The 18497-nt window shown below is 64.5% G+C and carries 16 protein-coding genes and 5 pseudogenes; 15 read left to right on the forward strand and 6 right to left on the reverse strand.

All coding sequences use genetic code 11. From position 1 onward, the window contains the following. The first annotated feature begins 94 nt into the window (after window positions 1-94). The 6 genes and pseudogenes from ACQ86E_RS02035 to ACQ86E_RS02060 all read left to right on the forward strand — a co-directional run bounded on the left by ACQ86E_RS02035 (window position 95) and on the right by ACQ86E_RS02060 (window position 5199). Window positions 95-631, forward strand: coding sequence for a branched-chain amino acid ABC transporter permease (locus tag ACQ86E_RS02035; RefSeq protein ID WP_431203980.1), 537 nt, complete (start codon window positions 95-97; stop codon window positions 629-631). A gap of 65 nt (window positions 632-696) precedes the next feature. Beyond that, entirely contained in the window at window positions 697-1374 is a 678-nt protein-coding gene (locus tag ACQ86E_RS02040) for an ABC transporter ATP-binding protein (protein WP_431206372.1), read from the forward strand. Further along, window positions 1367-2097: pseudogene (locus ACQ86E_RS02045) on the forward strand (ABC transporter ATP-binding protein). The gene ACQ86E_RS02040 and the pseudogene ACQ86E_RS02045 overlap by 8 nt, the downstream one beginning before the upstream one ends. 67 nt (window positions 2098-2164) lie before the next feature. Then, on the forward strand, window positions 2165-2914 hold the full coding sequence (cnbZ, locus tag ACQ86E_RS02050) for a 2-amino-5-chloromuconate deaminase CnbZ (RefSeq protein ID WP_431203981.1): 750 nt from the start codon (window positions 2165-2167) through the stop codon (window positions 2912-2914). 130 nt (window positions 2915-3044) lie between these two features. After that, window positions 3045-4142, forward strand: coding sequence for a SecDF P1 head subdomain-containing protein (locus tag ACQ86E_RS02055; protein ID WP_431203982.1), 1098 nt, complete (start codon window positions 3045-3047; stop codon window positions 4140-4142). Window positions 4143-4392: 250 nt separating this feature from the next. Then, on the forward strand, window positions 4393-5199 hold the full coding sequence (locus ACQ86E_RS02060) for a Crp/Fnr family transcriptional regulator (RefSeq protein ID WP_431203983.1): 807 nt from the start codon (window positions 4393-4395) through the stop codon (window positions 5197-5199). Between the two features lie 13 nt (window positions 5200-5212). On the opposite strand, the gene ACQ86E_RS02065 is transcribed toward ACQ86E_RS02060, so the two are convergent. Further along, window positions 5213-5854 (reverse strand): glutathione S-transferase family protein, encoded by a 642-nt coding sequence (locus ACQ86E_RS02065; protein WP_431203984.1) that lies wholly within the window; start codon window positions 5852-5854, stop codon window positions 5213-5215. Window positions 5855-6099: 245 nt separating this feature from the next. Here ACQ86E_RS02065 and murI point away from each other — a divergent pair. The 7 genes and pseudogenes from murI (at window position 6100) to ACQ86E_RS02100 (ending at window position 11221) form a co-directional block, all read left to right on the forward strand. Next, a pseudogene (gene murI / locus ACQ86E_RS02070) lies at window positions 6100-6898 on the forward strand (glutamate racemase). Window positions 6899-6959: 61 nt separating this feature from the next. Beyond that, window positions 6960-7733 carry an HpcH/HpaI aldolase family protein gene (locus ACQ86E_RS02075; protein ID WP_431203985.1) on the forward strand — a complete coding sequence of 258 codons (774 nt, stop codon included), beginning with the start codon at window positions 6960-6962 and terminating at the stop codon, window positions 7731-7733. Window positions 7734-7801: 68 nt separating this feature from the next. Next, window positions 7802-8184 (forward strand): annotated as a pseudogene (locus ACQ86E_RS02080) (cupin domain-containing protein). A 104-nt stretch (window positions 8185-8288) separates the two neighbouring features. Beyond that, entirely contained in the window at window positions 8289-9056 is a 768-nt protein-coding gene (locus ACQ86E_RS02085) for an acyltransferase (protein WP_431206373.1), read from the forward strand. Window positions 9057-9253: 197 nt separating this feature from the next. Then, window positions 9254-9872 (forward strand): annotated as a pseudogene (rpsD, locus tag ACQ86E_RS02090) (30S ribosomal protein S4). Window positions 9873-9987: 115 nt separating this feature from the next. Beyond that, window positions 9988-10155: a hypothetical protein gene (locus ACQ86E_RS02095; RefSeq protein WP_431203986.1), complete on the forward strand. Its 168-nt coding sequence runs from the start codon at window positions 9988-9990 to the stop codon at window positions 10153-10155. Next, on the forward strand, window positions 10121-11221 hold the full coding sequence (locus ACQ86E_RS02100) for a threonine aldolase family protein (protein WP_431206374.1): 1101 nt from the start codon (window positions 10121-10123) through the stop codon (window positions 11219-11221). Before ACQ86E_RS02095 ends, ACQ86E_RS02100 begins: the two co-directional genes overlap by 35 nt. A gap of 15 nt (window positions 11222-11236) precedes the next feature. On the opposite strand, the gene ACQ86E_RS02105 is transcribed toward ACQ86E_RS02100, so the two are convergent. From ACQ86E_RS02105 to grxD, 4 genes are read right to left on the reverse strand one after another with little or no spacing between them, the layout of a single operon-like run. Further along, on the reverse strand, window positions 11237-12502 hold the full coding sequence (locus tag ACQ86E_RS02105; RefSeq protein WP_431203987.1) for a serine hydrolase domain-containing protein: 1266 nt from the start codon (window positions 12500-12502) through the stop codon (window positions 11237-11239). 1 nt (window position 12503) lies between these two features. Next, window positions 12504-13790 carry a serine hydrolase domain-containing protein gene (locus tag ACQ86E_RS02110; RefSeq protein WP_431203988.1) on the reverse strand — a complete coding sequence of 429 codons (1287 nt, stop codon included), beginning with the start codon at window positions 13788-13790 and terminating at the stop codon, window positions 12504-12506. Between the two features lie 42 nt (window positions 13791-13832). Then, entirely contained in the window at window positions 13833-14387 is a 555-nt protein-coding gene (locus tag ACQ86E_RS02115) for an O-acetyl-ADP-ribose deacetylase (RefSeq protein ID WP_431203989.1), read from the reverse strand. 1 nt (window position 14388) lies between these two features. Continuing rightward, window positions 14389-14715 carry a Grx4 family monothiol glutaredoxin gene (grxD, locus tag ACQ86E_RS02120; protein ID WP_431203990.1) on the reverse strand — a complete coding sequence of 109 codons (327 nt, stop codon included), beginning with the start codon at window positions 14713-14715 and terminating at the stop codon, window positions 14389-14391. Between the two features lie 240 nt (window positions 14716-14955). Here grxD and egtB point away from each other — a divergent pair. Beyond that, a pseudogene (egtB, locus tag ACQ86E_RS02125) lies at window positions 14956-16253 on the forward strand (ergothioneine biosynthesis protein EgtB). Window positions 16254-16305: 52 nt separating this feature from the next. After that, window positions 16306-17277: an L-histidine N(alpha)-methyltransferase gene (egtD, locus tag ACQ86E_RS02130; RefSeq protein ID WP_431203991.1), complete on the forward strand. Its 972-nt coding sequence runs from the start codon at window positions 16306-16308 to the stop codon at window positions 17275-17277. 13 nt (window positions 17278-17290) lie between these two features. On the opposite strand, the gene ACQ86E_RS02135 is transcribed toward egtD, so the two are convergent. Further along, on the reverse strand, window positions 17291-18484 hold the full coding sequence (locus tag ACQ86E_RS02135) for a low temperature requirement protein A (RefSeq protein WP_431206375.1): 1194 nt from the start codon (window positions 18482-18484) through the stop codon (window positions 17291-17293). Window positions 18485-18497 lie beyond the last annotated feature (13 nt).

Consider the following 18497-nt stretch of genomic DNA (forward strand, 5'->3'; position numbering starts at 1 on the left):
CTGCGCGGACATTATTTCGCCATCGCCAGCCTGTCGCTGGCCGAAGTAGCTGCGCGAGCTCGTCAACAACGCCACCGATCTCACCGGCGGCGGCATGGGCCTCAACATCCCGCTCGCCTCCGGCGCGGGCATCATGGCGGAGGCAACGTTCTTCTTCTTCGCGATGTGGGGCGTGTTGCTGGCGACGGCGCTGATGGCGATCATCGTTGGCGGCTCCAAGCTCGGCTTCGCGCTCGCCTGCATCAGGCAGAACGAGACCGCCTCCAGCATGGTCGGGCTCAACACCACGCTCTACAAGGCCGCCGCCTTCGGCCTCTCGGCGTGCTTCGTCAGCGCGGCCGGCGGCATCTATGCCGCCTGGGTCCATTACATCGACCCGTCCGACGTGTTCGACGTGCTCTACTCGGTCAAGCCGATCGTCATGGCGCTGATGGGCGGCCTCGGCTCGCCGCTCGGCGTTGCCTGCGGCGCGTTTCTCTACCTCGGCCTCGAAGAGGTCGTCTGGCGCAACTACATCCAGATCCATACCGGTGTGCTTGGCCTGCTCATCGTGCTGCTGCTGCTGTTCCTGCCGCATGGATTGAGCTCCCTGCGCCCCGATCGTCTCTGGCGGAGGGCGAAGCATGTCTGAGCTTCTTCACCTCGAGCCGCGTATCGCGCCACTTCTCCGGCCTGCAGGCGCTGCGCGATGTCACGTTGTCGGTCGCAACAGGCGAAGTCCTCGGCCTGATCGGCCCGAACGGCGCCGGCAAGACCACGCTGGTGAACACGATCTGCGGCGTCACGCCCGCCAATTCCGGCACCGTGACCTTCGACGGCACCGACATCACGCGCATCAAGACCTATCAGGCCGCTCGCCTGGGCCTGTCGCGGACCTTTCAGATCGTGCAGCCGTTCTCCGAGTTCACTGCGCTCGACAATGTCGCGGCCGCCGCGTTGTTCTCGCAGCCGGGCGTCAGCCTGAAGACGGCGCGCGATGCCGCGCGCGCGCATCTTGCCTTCGTCGGACTCGAGGCACAGGCCTCGCAGCCCGCCGCAACGCTCACGCTTGCGATGCGCAAGCGGCTCGAGCTCGCCAAGGCGCTCGCCATGAAACCGAAGCTGCTGTTCCTCGACGAGGTCAATGCCGGCCTCAACAGCGCGGAGGTCGAGCGCGCCACCAGGCTGATCCACGAGCTTGCAGCCGGCGGCATCACCATCGTGATGATCGAGCATCTCATGAAGGTCGTGCTCAACGTCTGCACCCGCATCGTTGTCCTGCACAACGGAACGCTCATCGCCGACGGCGCACCGCGCGAAGTGATCAGCAATCCGGCGGTGGTCGAAGCCTATCTCGGACAGAAATACGCACAGCGGAACGCCGGCCATGGCTAGTTCGCTGATCCTGGAAACCAAGGCGCTGTGCGCGGGCTACGGCGAGATCCAGGTGCTGTGGGGCGTCGACATCGCCGTGCGCCGCGGCGAGATCACCGCGCTGATCGGCTCCAACGGCGCCGGCAAGTCCACCCTGATGCGCGTGCTCTCCGGGCTGCTCCCGATGTCCGCAGGCGAGTGCTTCTCGGAAGGCCGCAATCTCACCGGCCGAAGTGCCGCGGAGATCCTCGGCCACGGCATCGTGCATGTGCCGGAAGGGCGCCGTCTGTTCGGCGCCATGAGCGTCGAGGAAAACCTGCTGATGGGCGCCTATCTGCGCAGGGACGGCCGGGCCGCGGTCGCGCGGGATCTCGACCAGGTCTACGCCACCTTCCCCCGGCTGCTCGAACGGCGCCGCCAGGCCGCCGCGACGCTCCGGGCGGCGAGCAGCAGATGTGCGCCATCGGCCGTGGCCTGATGAGCGCGCCTCTCCTGCTGATGATCGACGAATTGTCGCCCGGGCTGTCGCCGCTGCTGGTCGAACAGCTCGTGGCGGCGCTCCGCGCCCTCAACGCCAAGGGCATGTCGATCCTGCTGGTCGAGCAGGACGTCACCACCGCGCTCGATCTTTGTCACCACGCCTTCGTCATGGACATGGGCCGCATCGTGCGCGAGGGATCGGGCACCGAGCTGCTCGCCGATCCCATCGTGCGCGACGCCTATCTCGGCGTGCTCCAGGAATGAGCAAGCGCATGAGCAAGCGAATGAGCGCGCCGCCACCCCGTCGTCCCCTTCAGGTCAAAGAGGCATCATGATCAGCACCGTCGAAGCACCCAACAGCGGCTATCGTTTCATGCCGGGCGTCAGCCAGTATTCCTGCGGCATCGCCGCCCTGCCCGGTTTCTCGATCGAGCGCGTGCGCTTCGCCGAGCCGGTCCCGCTGAAGGCGGGCTTTGCACGGATCACGGAAATCCTGAAGCAGGCCGGCCGACCGCTGACCGCGTTCGGCGCCTGCGAGCTGCGCTCGCCCGCACCGTTCACGGAAGACGGTTTCAAGGCCTTCAACGAGATCTACATCAAGACCCTGATCGAATGGGGCATCATGAAGGACGGCGTCAATCCGGTGGCGCGCAGCAATGTCTGTCCCGAGATCGCCCCGCCCGCGGAGCCGAGTTTTCACGCCTTCTCCTTCACCGTACCGGCCACGGATGCTGCACCATCCTTCGTCGTCGCCGGCAGCGGAGAATCCGTCGAAGGCAAGGCCAACTACCGCGACCACACGGTGCGGCTGGGCGACACCAGCCCTGAGGGCATGCTGGAAAAGGCCAAATACGTGCTCGGCGAGATGGAGCGCCGGATGAGCGCCTTTGGCGGCAGCTGGCGCGACACCACCGGCGTGCAGGTCTATACCGTGCACGACATCCACCCCTTCCTCGCCAGCGAGCTGGGCCGGCGTGGCGCGGCGCGCCATGGCGTGACCTGGCATTTCAACCGGCCTCCGGTGGTCGGTCTCGACTATGAGATGGACTGCCGCTGCGTCCACAGCGAGCGCGTGATCTAGCGGTTACAGCGCGAGAATCCGGGCCGGCCCGTGCCAAGGCGGGCCGATTGAACCTCCTCACGCGGTTGCGGGACCAAGGACTGGCGGCAGAGTTGCCCGTCAGCGCCCTGCTGCGATACGCGAAGACACGATGCCCCTGCTCCTGCGGGACCGGATGACACGACTGATTGCCGCGCTCGCCATGACGTCGGCGATCATGGCCGCGGCGATCGCCATGCCCCGCGCCGCGTTCGCCGCGGACAGCCAGTTCGACAAGATGCGCGCCAGGATCGCGGCCTTCGTCGGCGACAAGATGGAGAAGCTGGGCGGCTCACGCATCGTCTACAAGGTGGACAGCGACGGGCTGCGCGAGAGCGTCATCACGGATTTGCGCGACGACGTCTACAAGACCCTACGCGAGGGCAAGATCGCCTTCTCCGGGCTTGCGATCCGCGACGGCGGCGTCGAATTGAAGATCGCAGATGCCAAGGGCCGCGAACAGCTCGCACGCAGGCTCGCCTCGGCCGCGGAAGGACTGCCGTCGCACTCGCTCACCGTGGCCGACGGCGGCGACGGGCTGGTCGGGCTCACGCCGACCGATGCCGCATCCGCCGCACGGCTGCGCGATCTCGTCGAGGATTGCATCGCCATGATCGAGCAGCGTCTCAAGGATTCCGGCGTCAAGCTCGCCAGCGTCCAGCCTGACGGGAAGGACCGCATCCGCATCTTCGTGCCGGGCGAACTGGAGCCCGAGCGCGTCGCCGCGATCTTCGCCAGAAAGGTCAAGGTCAGCTTTCGCCTGGTTGACCTCTCGATGCCGGTCGAGCAGGCGCAATCCGGCACGCCGCCTCCCGGCAGCGAGGTCCTGTTCGGCTTCAAGGACAAGCGCCCTTATCTGGTTGCCAGGGACAGCGCGCTCGATGGCAACGACGTCAGCTACGCGGGGCCGGGCTTTGCGAGTGCAACGAATGAGCCGATCGCCTCGTTCCGCTTCAATGGCCGCGGCACGCGGCGCTTCGCCCACGTCACCGAGGAAAACATCGGAAAGCCCTTCGCCATCGTGCTCGACGACAAGGTGATCTCGGCTCCGGTGATCCGCGAGCCCATCACCGGGGGTTCCGGCCAGATCTCCGGCAATTTCAGCCTGGAGGAGGCCAACAGCGTCGCCATGTTGCTGCGCGCCGGTGCGCTGCCGGGGCACCTCGCCCTTGTCGAACAGCAGATCGTGCAGCCCGCCGCCAAGCCGTAGGGCGAAGCTCCCCACCCCGCCGCCCCGTCGGGCGCCCAGGTCTAGGTCCGCGACGCCGAAGCCCTGCCGAGGTCCCCCGAATCACGGGCGCACCAATACGCACAACCAACGGGCAATTGCCGAAATCACCGATCAGGCTAAAATTTGCCTCTTGCGGCATGACGGCCGAAGGCTCCATTCAAGCGGTCGTCACTCGATTTCGGCTATACGATACCGACCAGGACTGAAGGCCTTACGCGGGGTTAGCACCATGCCGTCCGGCAGCGCAGACATTTCGTCGATCCTCGACCGCATTCTCGACGCGGCGACGGATAACCTCAGGATCGCGAAGATCCTGGTCCAGATGGGCCTCGATCCGAACGACGTGACCTACGACGCGATCTTCAACCGGATGCTGGAGATCTTCGTCCACAACATCACGCTGGCCAATCTGTTCGCCGCGGTCGGCGCCGGCTTCTTCGTCGCCACCCTGCTGATGCGGACGATGGTGCCCCTGCGCGTCGCCAACATGGTCGGCTGCGCCTTCTTCGCCGTCTTCGGTGCACTCTCGGCTAACGTCTCGACGTTCCTGCTCTATCTTCTGCTGCTTCCGATCAACGCCGTGCGCCTGCGGCAGATGCTCAAGCTGGTCAAGAAAGCGCGACATGCCGCCGAAGGCGACATGTCGATCGAATGGCTCAAGCCGTTCATGACGGAGCGCAAATATCGCCGCGGCGACACCCTGTTCAGGCTGGGCGATTCGGCCAAGGAGATGCTGCTCACGGTCACCGGCAAATTCCTGGTCAAGGAGATCAACGTCGAGATCGGGCCCGGCGCCCTGATGGGAGAACTCGGCTTCCTGACGCCCGACAACCGGCGCACCGGCACGATCGAATGCATCGAGGACGGCCAGGTGCTGACGATCACCTATGACCGCCTGCTCGAGATCTACTTCCAGGATCCACAGTTCGGCTATTATTTCCTGGTGCTGACCAGCCAGCGCCTGCTGCAGAACATCGATCGCTTGCAGAAGCAGCTCGCGACCGAGCGGACCGCCACCACGAACAGAACAGCATAGACCGCGCGGCCGCTCAGCTCAGCAGCAGCGCCATGCCGGGGTCGCCCTTTTCCATCGCTCGCCGGTAGGCCGCCCGCGCGCCGATGCGGCCGAGATATTTCACCACGTTCGGGCAGCGCTGGAGATCGTAGGGCTGGAAGTAGCGCATCGTGGTGAGCGAGAAGCCCATCATGATGTCGGCGGTGGTGAAGGTGTCTCCGGCAAGATATTCGGCATCACGAACGCGCGCGTCGACCAGATCGAAGGCCCGGTCGACGCGCGTCATGGTCGCGACCAGCATCGGATTATCCTCTGCAAGCTTCAGCCGGTTCAGGATCATCAACCGGCCCATGCCGGCCTGCAGCGTGCCGTTGGCGAAGTGAAACCAGTACAGGAACTGCGCGAAATCAGGATCGTCCGGACCGAGCACGAGACGGCCGTTGCCGTATTTGGCCATGATGTAATCGACGATGGCGCCGGATTCGGCGAGCAGAAGATCGCCATCCGTGATCACGGGCGCCGCCCCGATCGGATGCAACGCCTTGTACTCGGCCGGTGCCAGCATGGTGACGGGATCGCGCGTGTAGCGCTTCAGCTCATAGGGGATTCCGAGCTCCTCACAGAGCCAGACGATGCGCTCGGATTGCGACTTGCCGAGATGGTGGACGGTGAGCATGGGCGTCTCCTGCAACCGCGAACTGGTCAGTCGTGGGGTCGTATCATACTTCGTCATCGGGAGAAGCTGTCCGCCATGCTCCTGTCATGGACGCGGCCCCCGACGCCGTCCGCAGCCGGGCATCCGGCTCATAGCGGGAACATGCGGCCATCCTCAAATTGAACCGTTTTAATCGTCGCCTGGCGGCCTTGCCGCAAAACCGCCCCAAAAACCGAATGGTAACCATGCCGGGCTAGGGTATCGACGTGACAGACTCTCCGACCATCCTGGTGTTCGATTCCGGCCTTGGCGGGCTCACGGTGCTGCGCGAGGTCGTGGCCGCGCGCCCGGACGCGCATTACGTCTACGTGGCCGACGACGCCTTTTTCCCTTACGGCCACCACAGCGAGGAGGAGATCATCGCCCGCGTCGTGCCGCTGATGGGGGAGTTGATCGGCACGCATGATCCTGACCTCGCCGTTATCGCCTGCAACACGGCCTCCACCCTGGTCCTATCCCACCTACGCGCCGCTTATTCCCTGCCCTTTGTCGGCACGGTGCCGGCGATCAAGCCGGCCTGCGCGCAATCGAAGACCCGCCGGGTCTCCGTACTCGGCACTCAAGGGCACGGTGAAGCGCGAATATACCAAGGCGCTGATCCGCGATTTCGCGCAGGGCTGCGAGGTGACGCTGGTGGGCTCGCCCGAACTCGCCTCGCTCGCCGAACGCGAACTCGGCGGCCATCCGATCAGCGACGGCGACATCCTCGCCGAGATCGCGCCTTGCTTCGTCGGTGACCCCACGGATGCGGGCGCACGCACCGACATTGTGGTGCTCGCCTGCACGCATTATCCGCTGCTGCTCGACCGGCTGAAGCGGCTGGCGCCCTGGCCGGTGGAATGGATCGACCCGGCGCCGGCCATCGCCCGCCGCGTCTCGGACCTGCTCGGCCCACACGCTGGCGGCAAAGCCCAGTCGGGCGCCGAGATGATCTTCACCTCGAACCGCACGCATGGCCTCAGCGCCACGCTGACGCCGTTCTTCGGCGGCCGCGCGCTGGCCTGACTTTTCGCGGCCACGGCGCGCTGCTAGGCTTCGCCGTCGTCATCTTTCCGCAGGTCATCCCATGTCGGTCCCGACTCCGCCGCTCAATCGACTCCGACAATTGTGGAGCGAGGGCCGTCCCGCCTTCGGCGCGATCGCGACCATCCCGAGCGTGCAGCTGGTCCAGATCATGGCGCGTTCGCTCGACTGGATCATCGTCGATCTCGAGCACGGGCCGATCGGGCTGACCGAAGCGCATGCGATGATCGCCGCCACCACGGGCACGCCATGCACGCCCCTGGTGCGGATTGCCGCGAACGAGCCGTGGCTCGCGAAAGCGCCGATGGACATCGGCGCCTTCGGCATCAACTTCCCGATGATCACCAATCGCGCCGACGCCGAGAAGGCGGTGCGCAGCGTGCGCTATCCGCCGCGCGGCGACCGTCTGTGGGGACCGTTCCACGCGCCGTTCCGGTGGGGCCAGTCGATGCCGGACTACATGGCCAGCGCCGACGACGAGATGATCTGCATGATCACCATCGAGCATGTCGACGCCGTCAACCGCATCGACGAGATCATGGCAACGCCCGGCATCGACGTCGCGGTGATCGGCCCCGGCGATCTCGCCACCTCCATCAACAAGCGCGGACAGATGGACGACCCGGAATTGCTGGAGCTGGTCGCGCGCGCCGAGGCCGGCATCCTCAGAAGCGGTGTGCCGATCGGCGGCGTCGCCCGCACCGCCGACCAGGCCAACGCCCTGGTCGATCGCGGCTACCGTGCCATCGCGCTCGGCTTCGACTGGTCACTGTTCCAGCGCGGCATCATGGCGGCGTTCGAGGGCATCAGGCGCTGAAACCTCCCTGCCATCTTGCCCGGAGCGGCGGCGCTGCTAGGGTCGGTCGTTCCAGGGAGGAAATACCAATGCTCAAAAAGAGCCTGCTCATTCTCGCCTTCACCGGCCTTGCCGCCGCAGCCTTCGCCCAGCAGACCGGCATCAAGCGCACCCCGCTGCAGAAGGTCGAATTCCCAGACGGCTACAACACCATCACCGCCATCGCCGAAGTCCCGGCGGGCGGCGCGGCCGGACGCCATACCCATCCGGGCATCGAGACCGGCTACGTGCTCGAAGGCGAGCTTAATCTGCTCGTCGACGGGCAGCCGGAAAAACCCTGAAAGCCGGCGATTCCTATCAGATTCCCGCAGGCGTCGTGCATGACGCCAAAGCCCACGGCGATAAGGCTATGAAAGTGCTTGGAGTTTACATCGTCGACAAGACCAAGCCGCTGGCCTCACCAGCACCCTGATGCGGCGAACCGACCGGCCCCAGGCGGGTTGGTTCGTGGTACAGCAAGCGGCGAGCGGGAACCCGCTCGCTGCACATTTTTTAATCGCCGGGAAACGGAGACCAATGCGCGGGACGCCCAAGACCATTTCGCTGCCGCGCCGCCTGATTTGCGACCTCATGCGCGCGTCGATGGACGTGCCGTTCGTCTCGCTCTCCCGCTCGCTCAATATCCGCCCCCTGCTGGAGGCCCGCGCCGGCGCAATGGCGCCCGCCGGCTGGGCCGCGATGTTCGTCAAGGCCTTTGCCTTGGTCGCCAGGGACGAGCCGATCCTGCGCACCGTCTACGCCAAATGGCCCTGGCCTATGCTTTACGAGCTGCCGAAGAGCGTGGCGTCGGTGGCTATCGCCCGGGTCGAGGACGGCGAGGAATGCGTGCTCCCGCAGCGAATCGCGGCTCCCGAGGCCATGGCGCTGGCTTCGATCGATGCCGAGATCCGGCGCGCCAAGACGGCGCTGGTCGACGACGTCCCGATGTTCCGCAAGATCATGCGGGCGACCCGCCTGCCGCTGCCGCTGCGCCGCCTGTCCTGGGCCGTTGGGCTGAATTTCGGCCGGCAGCGCGGCAACTGGTTCGGCAGCTTCGCGGTCAGCTCGGTGGCCGCCTATGGCGGCGGCGAGCTCCACCCCATTACACCCGGCCCGTTCATCGTCAGCTATGGGGTGGTCCAGGCCGACCAGACCATCCATGTCGTGATCCGCTGGGACCACCGGGTTACCGACGCCGCCCCGATCGCCCGGGTCCTGACCCGGCTCGAACAGGTCCTGAACGCTGAAATCGCTGCCGAATTGCGGGCGGCCGGGTCGAAGCCGATTCGGGCAGTCGGGACCTGATTCCGGCCCATTCGCATTGACAGCGAGCCCCAAACTCACCTAAAAGCCGCCTGCTCGCGGGCCGATTTCGGCCCGCGAAGCGTTTCGCGACCCGTGGTCCTGCCTCCTATGCTTTGGGGATCGGACCTGTCAGTGCCGGGCTAGCCCGTCACACAGGAGGGCGCGTTTCCTCAAACCATGAACCTCTCGAGGACGCGATGACTAAGCGCAGTGAAGCCAAGTACAAACTCGACCGCCGTATGGGCCAGAACATCTGGGGCCGCCCGAAGAGCCCCGTGAACCGCCGCGAATACGGCCCCGGCCAGCATGGCCAGCGCCGCAAGGGCAAGCTCTCGGACTTCGGCGTGCAGCTGCGCGCCAAGCAGAAGTTGAAGGGCTACTACGCCAACATCAGCGAGCGCCAGTTCCACAGCATCTATGTCGAGGCCAGCCGCCTCAAGGGCGACACCGGCGAGAACCTGATCGGCCTGCTCGAGCCGCCGTCTCGATGCGGTGGTGTACCGCGCCAAGTTCGTCTCGACGATCTTCGCGGCGCGCCAGTTCATCAACCACGGCCACGTCAAGGTGAACGGCCGCAAGGTCAACATCTCCAGCTATCAGGTCAAGATCGGCGACGTGATCGAGGTCAAGGAAGCCTCCAAGCAGCTCGCTCACGTTCTCGAAGCCAGCCAGCTTCCCGAGCGCGACACCCCTGACTATCTCGAAGTCGACCACGGCAAGATGACCGCGAAATACGTGCGCATCCCCCACCTCTCCGACGTGCCGTTCCCGGTCCAGATGGAGCCCCATCTGGTCGTCGAATTCTATTCGCGCTGATAGGCTCGGCAGAACGACATTCAAAGGCCCCGGTTTTCCGGGGCCTTTTCGTTTGAGGCGGCCACTCCATCTCGGGAATCGCCTGTGCTAAGGTCCCGAGCGATGGAGCTTGATCATGACGCGTCCTCTCGACGAGGTCTTCGACAATGTTGATGATCGGCCTCCGCTAAAGCCAACAACAATGGAAGAGGCCGAATTAGACGAGGCAGCAGCTGAAATCGCCCGCGGCGAGTTAGCGAGTGCCGACGATGTTCGCGCCATGTGGAAGAAACACGGTTTGTGATGCTCTACACCCCTCCCCGATCGATCCCAAGGCGCCGCCGGTGCGCATCAATCTGCTCTCGGACACGCAGACCAAGCCGACACCCGCGATGCGCGAGGCGATGGCGCGCGCCGAGGTCGGCGACGAGCAGGTCGGCGACGATCCGACCGTGAATGCGCTGTGCGCGCGCGTCGCCGAGCTGCTCGGCAAGGAAGCCGCGGTCTACATGCCGTCGGGCACGATGTGCAATGTCACGGCGACGCTGGTGCATTGCCGCCCCGGCGACGAGATTCTGGCGCATGAGAGCGCGCACATCATCGCCCGCGAAGGCGGCGCGCATGCCGCGATCGGCGGCTTCCAGGTGACGCAGTTGAAAGGCGTCGACGGCCAGTTCACACCGGAGACGTTCCGCAAGGCGCTGCATCCGCGCACACGCTACCAGCCGCCGCAGACCGTCGTCAGCGTCGAGCAGACCGCCAATATCGGCGGCGGCACGATCTGGAAAAAGGCGGCGCTCGACGAGATCGTCGCGATCGCCAAAGAACATGGCCTTGTCACCCACATGGACGGCGCGCGCCTGCTCAACGCCACGGTGGCGAGCGGCATCTCTCCGCGCGACATGACGGCGGGGTGGGATTCGGCCTGGATCGATTTCTCCAAGGGCCTCGGCGCCCCGATCGGCGGCGTGCTCGCAGGCTCGCGCGCCTTCATCGACGCGGTCTGGCAGTGGAAGCAGCGTCTCGGCGGTTCAATGCGGCAGGCCGGAATCTGCGCCGCCGCCTGCATCTACGCGCTCGATCATCACGTCGACCGCCTCGCCGACGATCATGCCAATGCGCGCGCTCTGGCTCGCGGCCTGTCGCAGATCGCGGGCGTCGAGGTTCAGGAGCCCGAGACCAATCTCGTGTTCTTCAAGCCCGATGGCGCCGGCATCCCCGGCGACAAGATGGTCGCGGCACTGCGCCAGCGCGGCGTGACGCTCGCGATGATGGACGGCCGCATCCGCGCCTGCACCCATCTCGACGTCAATGCCGCCCAGATCGAGGAGACGATCGGGCAAATCAGGGAGATCGTCCGCGGGGCGTAGCCCCGTAGCGGCTGGCTACCGCCCCATCGCCTGATAGATCAGCGTCTTCAACGCCAGTTGAATCCGGCCGCGCTGCGACGGGGTCTGCACCATGAAGATTCCGAACAAATCGTCTTCGGGATCGATGAAGAAGAAGGTGCCGCCGACGCCATCCCAGCGATATTCGCCCAGCGGCCACGACGTGCCTGACGGCACCGAGGTGCGAACAGCGAAGCCGAGGCCGAAACCGGAACTCCCGCCTGGATAATAATTCTGGTCGCGCGCGATCCCGGTCTCGGGGCCGATGTGGTCCGACGCCATCAGCGCGATGGTCTCGGGCTTGAGGTAGCGCCGCCCCTCATAGCTCCCGCCGTTCAGCAGCATCTGCGCGAAGCGGGCGTAGTCGCCGATTGTGCCGACCATGCCGCCGCCGCCTGATTCCCATGTCACGGGACGCCTGATGTCGCGAAGCTGCGTCGTCGGATTGATGTTGCGGTCCGCGGGCATCGGCTCGGCGACGCGCGGAAATTTGGCGGGATCGGCAACGAAGAACGCCGTCTCGGTCATGTGAAGCGGATCGAGCAACCGCTCCTTCTCGAACTGCAGCAGCGATTTCCCCGAGATCACTTCGACGATGCGGCCGAGCACATCGGTGGCGTGGCCATAATCCCACTTCGTACCGGGCTGTTCGGCGAGCGGCAGCGTGGTGATTTTTGCGACGAACTCGGCATTGGTCGAATTGCCGTTGTTGAACAGACCTGCGTCGGCATAGAGCTTGTTCACCAACTCCCCGCCGTAATAGCCGTACGGCAGTCCGGCGGTGTGGCGCAGCAGATCCTTGACCGTGACGGGACGTTCCAGCGGCTCCAGCACCAGCGCGACCTTGCCGTCCTCGGCCTTTTTCTCAACGCCGACCTTCATGCTGGCGAAGGCGGGGATGTATTTGGAGACGGGATCGTCGAGCGAGAGCTTACCCTCCTCGACCAGCATCATCGCCACGACTGAAGTAATCGGCTTCGACATCGAATAGAGGCGGAAGATCGTATCCGCGCTCATCGAGATCTCGGTCGCGACGTCGCGGACGCCGAAATTCTCGGAATAGACCGGCCTGCCGTGCTGCTGGAGCAGCATGATCGCGCCCGGAATCTTCCCGGTCGCGACCTCGTTCCGGATGTAGTCGGAGACTTTCGCCAGCCCCTCGGGCGTGAAACTGCGCGCGACGTGCTCCTCGGAACCCGCCTTCGCTCCGATGGCACCGGACAGAAGCACGAGCGCCGCGATCAGAACGCGGCGCCCGAACACGTCACTTCTCCATGGCTTCATAGACCAACTGCTTCAATGTCCGCTGCACACGCTGGCGCTCGGTCGGGGTCTGCTCCAGCAGAACAAAGAACATGTCCTGCTTCGGGTCGATCACGAAATAGCAGCCGGAGGCGCCGTCCCACTTCAATTCACCGAGATCGCCGGGCGGTGGCGGCTTGGCGTTGCCGGGATCGGTGCGGACCGCAAGCCCGAGGCCGAAGCCGAAACCGTCGCCGGGGAAGTAGAAATAATCACGATCGACGCCCGATTTTGGACCGATGTGATCGGTCGTCATCAGCTTGAACGTTTCGGGCTTGAGGATGGTCTTGCCGTCGAGGGTCCCACCGTTGAGCAGCATCTGCGCGAAGCGCTCATAGTCCGCCATGGTCGTGACCATGCCGCCGCTGGCGAACTGGATCTTCTTGACGACCGTCGGATCGTTGATCCGGCCAACCCGGAAATCACTGTCGTTCGGCACCGGCTGGGCAATCAGCTTCTGCTTCTCCGGCTCCGTGACGAAGAAGCCGGTGTCGACCATGCCGAGCGGGCCCAGCAGCTTCTCCCGCATGATATCGAGCAGCGGCTTGCCGGTCGCGACCTCCATCACGCGCGCGAGGATGTCGGTGGAATGGCCGTATTGCCACAGCGCGCCGGGCTGGTTATGCAGCGGCAGTTTGGCGATGCGCTCGGCGAACTCCGCGAGGTCGAAATCGCCGGCGTAGATGTTGGCGTCGCGATAGGCCTTGCGGACCAGGCTGTCACCATAGAAGCCATAGGTGATGCCCGAAGTGTGCGTCATCAGATCGTGCACCGTCATCGGCCGGTTCGGCGGCACGAGCTCGAGCGACTTGGTGCCGTCATCAGCCTTCTTCTCGACGCCGACTTTCACGTTGGCAAACGACGGAATGTATTTCGAGACGGGATCGTCGAGCTTGATTTTGCCGTCCTCGATCAATTGCACCGCGACGACGGACGTGATTGCCTTGCTCATCGAGAACAGGCGAAAGATCGTCTTGTCCGTGATCGGCGCCTTGCTGACCACATCCTGCACGCCGAACGCTTCGTGGTAGACCGGCTTGCCGTGCTGCTTGATCAATACGGTTGCGCCGGCGATCTTGCCAGTCGCGACCTCGTTCTTGAAGAACTCGCTGATCTTGCCGAGCTTCTCCTGATTGAAATGCGCTCCGGCCGGAATCTCGTAGGTGCCCTCGGCGCGAGCCAACGATATCGCGCCAAGCGACACCAGTGCGCCACAAACCAACGAACGAAGTCCAAAGTTAAAAATCATATCCCCTCCCCGGAACATGGCGGGCGGAGTGTACTGACCACGTCATCCGGCACAAGAGCCGCCGTGTCGCGCAAGCGCCTCGGCATGGTGCCTGGCGCTCGGCTCCGCAAAGCAGCAGAACACAACGCGAGAAACGGATGGCGCGGCCGAGAGCCCTTCAATCGTCGTACGAACGGCGATATCGGCTGCCCGGTCGGCGGGGAAACGAAAAACACCGGTCGAAATCGCGGGGAATGCCACCGAAGTCAGCTCGTGCTGCCGGCACAGCTCCATCGAGCGGCGATAGCAGGAGGCCAGCAGATCGTCCTCGCCCAGCGTGCCGCCATTCCAGACCGGTCCGACGGTGTGGATCACATGCGCGGCCTTGAGCCGATAACCTTTGGTAATCCTGGCGTCGCCCGTTTTGCAGCCGTGGAGCGTACGGCATTCGGCGACCAGGTCTGGCCCGGCCGCCCGATGGATCGCGCCATCGACGCCGCCCCCGCCAAGGAGCGACGTGTTAGCGGCGTTGACGATGGCGTCAACGCTCAGTGTGGTGATGTCAGCAACGATGACCTCGAGCTGCGCGCCGCCGAACCGGCACGTCAGCGGGGGCACCTCAGGCCGCGGCAGCGACGCCCTTCTCGGACAAGAGCTGCTGCAATTCGCCGGCCTGGAACATCTCGCGGACGATGTCGCAACCGCCGACGAACTCGCCCTTCACGTAAAGCTGCGGGATGGTCGGCCAGTTCGAGTAGTCCTTGATGCCGTTGCGCAGTTCGGCGGATTCGAGGACGTTGAGTCCCTTATAGCCAACACCGATATGGTCGAGGATCTGGACGACCTGGCCGGAGAAACCGCACTGCGGAAATTGCGGCGTACCCTTCATAAACAGAACCACGTCGTTCGACTTCACTTCGTTGGCGATGAATTCCTCGATGCTCATATCCATGTCCTTCTGGGGCGGAGCCCTAACCGATCACTCCGGGCCGGCTCAGCCGATTTAACCCGATACCTGCCTATATATGTAGCCCAAACCGTTGTGCATCCAAAGTAAAATGGCGGCGAACAGCCCCTCCGCAGCCGGTCCTGGCGGCATCGGGCCCATTACATGATGGCACGAATATCATCACCGGGCAGGACTTTCATACCGTAACGGAGCCCCTATCTAGGACGAACCTCATTTTTGGAACCGGACAACGCGAACGACGTTCTCTTGTCCTGTCTGGAGAAAAACGTGACGAAACAAGCCTCCGCTACGGCCGCCCCCCGATTTCGTCACCGTCCTCCGCCCCGGGCACCCTCGCCCAGCAGCTGGAAGACGCTTTTCTCGCCGTCCGCACCGAGACCGAACGCCGCTCCGCCTCCCTGTCGCCCGAGGACCAGCAGATCCAGTCCATGCCGGATGCCAGCCCGGCGAAATGGCACCGGGCTCACACGACCTGGTTCTGGGAACAATTCCTGCTCGGCGAGCACTGTCCGGGCTACCGGCCCTTCCACCCCGATTTCGCGTTCCTGTTCAATTCCTATTACGTCAGCGCCGGCCCGCGCCATGCACGGGGACATCGCGGCGACATCACCCGCCCGAGCGCGGGCGAGGTCGGCGCCTATCGCAAATATGTCGATGCAGCCGTCGTCAAATTCTTCCGCGAGGCCGGCGAGGACAAGCTCCTCGCCTTGGCGCCGCTGGTCGAGGTCGGGCTCAACCACGAGCAGCAGCATCAGGAGTTGATGTTCACGGACATCCTGCACGCCTTTGCGCAAAATCCGGTCTCGCCGGCTTACGATCCGGACTGGCGCTTTCCGGCCGCGACACGGACGGGCGAAGATTGGCTGTCGCTGAACGAGGGCATCCACACCGTCGGCCATGTCGACGACAGCTTCCATTTCGACAACGAGAAGCCGGCGCATCGCGCCCTCGTCGGCCCGGTCAAGATCGCCCGCAATCTCGTCACCAACGCCGAATGGCTCGCCTTCATGCGCGACGGCGGCTATGCGAAAGCAACGCTGTGGTTGATGGACGGCTTTGCTGCCGCCAGCAAGGAAGACTGGCAGGCTCCGGGCCATTGGTGCGAGGTCGACGGCCAATGGCAGGTGATGACTCTGGCCGGGCTCAAGCCGATCGATCCCGACGCCCCGGTCTGCCACATCAGCTACTATGAGGCCGATGCGTTTGCGCGCTGGTCCGGAAAACACCTGCCGACCGAGATGGAATGGGAGGTCGCGGCGCGCGCCGGCCAGCTCAACGACGCCTTCGGCATCGTCTGGCAGTGGACCCGATCGTCGTACTCACCCTACCCTGGTTACCGGGCCGTCGAAGGCGCGCTCGGCGAGTACAACGGCAAGTTCATGATCAATCAGCTGGTGTTGCGCGGCTCCTCGCTTGCAACTCCTGAAGGCCACAGCCGTATTACCTATCGCAACTTCTTTTATCCGCACCACCGCTGGCAATTCACGGGACTGCGGCTCGCCGACTACGAGTGAAATTCTTATCCGACGACAATCGCGCGCCGGACAGCGCGTTCAGGAGAGTATCATGAATGTGCACGCCAGCGCTTTGGCCGAAGCCCATCTTCCCGACGAGCAGACCACTGCCTTCGCCCGCGAAGCCATTGAGGACCTCTCGCAGCAGCCGAAAAAACTGTCGCCGAAATATTTCTACGACGCGACCGGTTCGGAGCTGTTCGAGGCGATCACGCGCCTGCCGGAATATTATCCGACCCGCACCGAGCTATCGATCCTGAAAGAGCGCGGCAGCGAGATCGCAAAAATCATTCCGGAGCATGCGGCGCTGGTCGAGTTCGGCGCGGGCGCGACCACGAAGGTCCGCTTGCTGCTCAACCAGTGCAAGTTCGCGGCCTATGTCCCAGTCGATATCTCCGGCGACTTCCTGAAGGCGCAGGCGAACGGCCTCAAGCGTGATTTCCCCACGCTCGGCATCTATCCGGTCGCGGCCGACTTCACCACGCCGTTCGAGCTGCCCAAGGCGGTTGCCTCTATGCCCAAGGTCGGCTTCTTCCCCGGCTCGACCATCGGCAATTTCGAACCGGAGCAGGCCCAGGCCTTCCTGAAGAGCGCGCGCGAAATTCTGGGTGCGGGCGCGCAGATGATCGTCGGCGCCGACCTCGAAAAGGACGAGCGCCTGCTTCACGACGCCTATAACGATGCCGCCGGCGTCACCGCTCGCTTCAACCTCAATGTGCTGGTGCGGATCAATCGCGAGCTCGGCGGCAATTTCGATCTGTCCGCCTTTACCCATCGCGCCATCTACAATCGCGAGCGGCACCGCATCGAGATGCATCTCATCAGCAAGAAGAACCAGACGGTGCGTTTGCTGGGAACCAGCTTCTCCTTCCGGGCCGGCGAGAGCATCCACACCGAGAACAGCTACAAGTACAGCCTCGAACGTTTTGCGGCGCTGGCGCAGGGCGCTGGCTGGCGGGTGCGCGAGAGCTGGACGGACGCGGCGAAGATGTTTTCGGTGCATGCGCTGGAGGCTGCGGAGTAGGCGCGCGGGGAGCTCAATGCGCCTCAGCCCCTTCCGGCGCTGACCCCAGCGACACCGACTCCCATATCGCAACCACGATCATGATCACGGTGGTCGCAACCGACAGCCAGACCGGCGACAGCTCCGACGCGAACCACCACAGCGCCAACAGCAGCATGATTCCGACGCCGTGCGAGAGCTGGAGGAAGCCGCGGATCGCGTGCTTGAACAGGATGGTGCCGACCAGGAACACCAGCGGGCCGCCGATCGTGCTCACGATGGTCCTGATATCGGAATGGCCGGTCGGATGCTTCAGCACCAGTTCATCCGACACAGCCGTCAGGATGATGCCGGCGACGATCGGCATGTGCAGATAGGTGTAGGCGAGCCGCGCCAGCCGGCCGGATTCGGCGGATTTCGAGATCTGCTCGGCGCCGGCCTCGGCGCCCTTGTGGAAATAGATCCACCACATTGCGATGGCGCCGACCAGCGCAGACGCGAAGGCGAGAATATTGTCGGCGGTCCATTCCAGCTCGGCGAAGGTCGCGCCGTTGACGACGACGGCCTCGCCGAGCGCGATGATGACGAAGAGGGCGCAGCGCTCGGCCATGTGGCCGCCCTCGACGGCCCAGGCCTCGACCGACGAGAAACCCAGCTTCGGGACCCAGAAGCGGGCCGACGGCCCGACATATTCGATGGTCAGCGCCACGATCCAGAACCATAGCCGCGCTTCCTCATGCGCGAGGCCGCCGAGAATCCAGAAAATCGCGGAGCCACAGAGCCAGACCAGGATGCGGATCGCGTTGTGCCGCACCAGAGTCCGATGCGCGGGCGTTGCGAGCAGCCAGAACGCGGTACGTCCGACCTGCATCGTCGCGTAGGCGAGCGCGAACCACAGGCCCCGCCCTTCGAACGCGGTCGGGATCGTCGTCGACAGCACGAGGCCGCCCAGCATCATCAGGAAGATCAGGATGCGAACCGGCGTCAGGTCGGGATTGAGCCAGTTGGTGACCCAGGCCGTGTAGATCCATACCCACCACATCGCGAGAAACAGCACCGTGACATGCACCGCGCCGAGCGGCGTAAAATGGTGCAGCAGGGTGTGCGAGACCTGCGTGACGGCAAAGACGAAGACGAGATCGAAGAACAGCTCGACATTGGTGACGCGGCTGTGCTGGTTCGGCAGGATGACGCGAAACATCGCGCCGCGCGGGTTGTCCGCAGCCATCATCGCCCCCGTC

The organism is Bradyrhizobium betae (assembly GCF_050632175.1).
Classification (GTDB): Bacteria; Pseudomonadota; Alphaproteobacteria; order Rhizobiales; family Xanthobacteraceae; genus Bradyrhizobium; species Bradyrhizobium betae_B.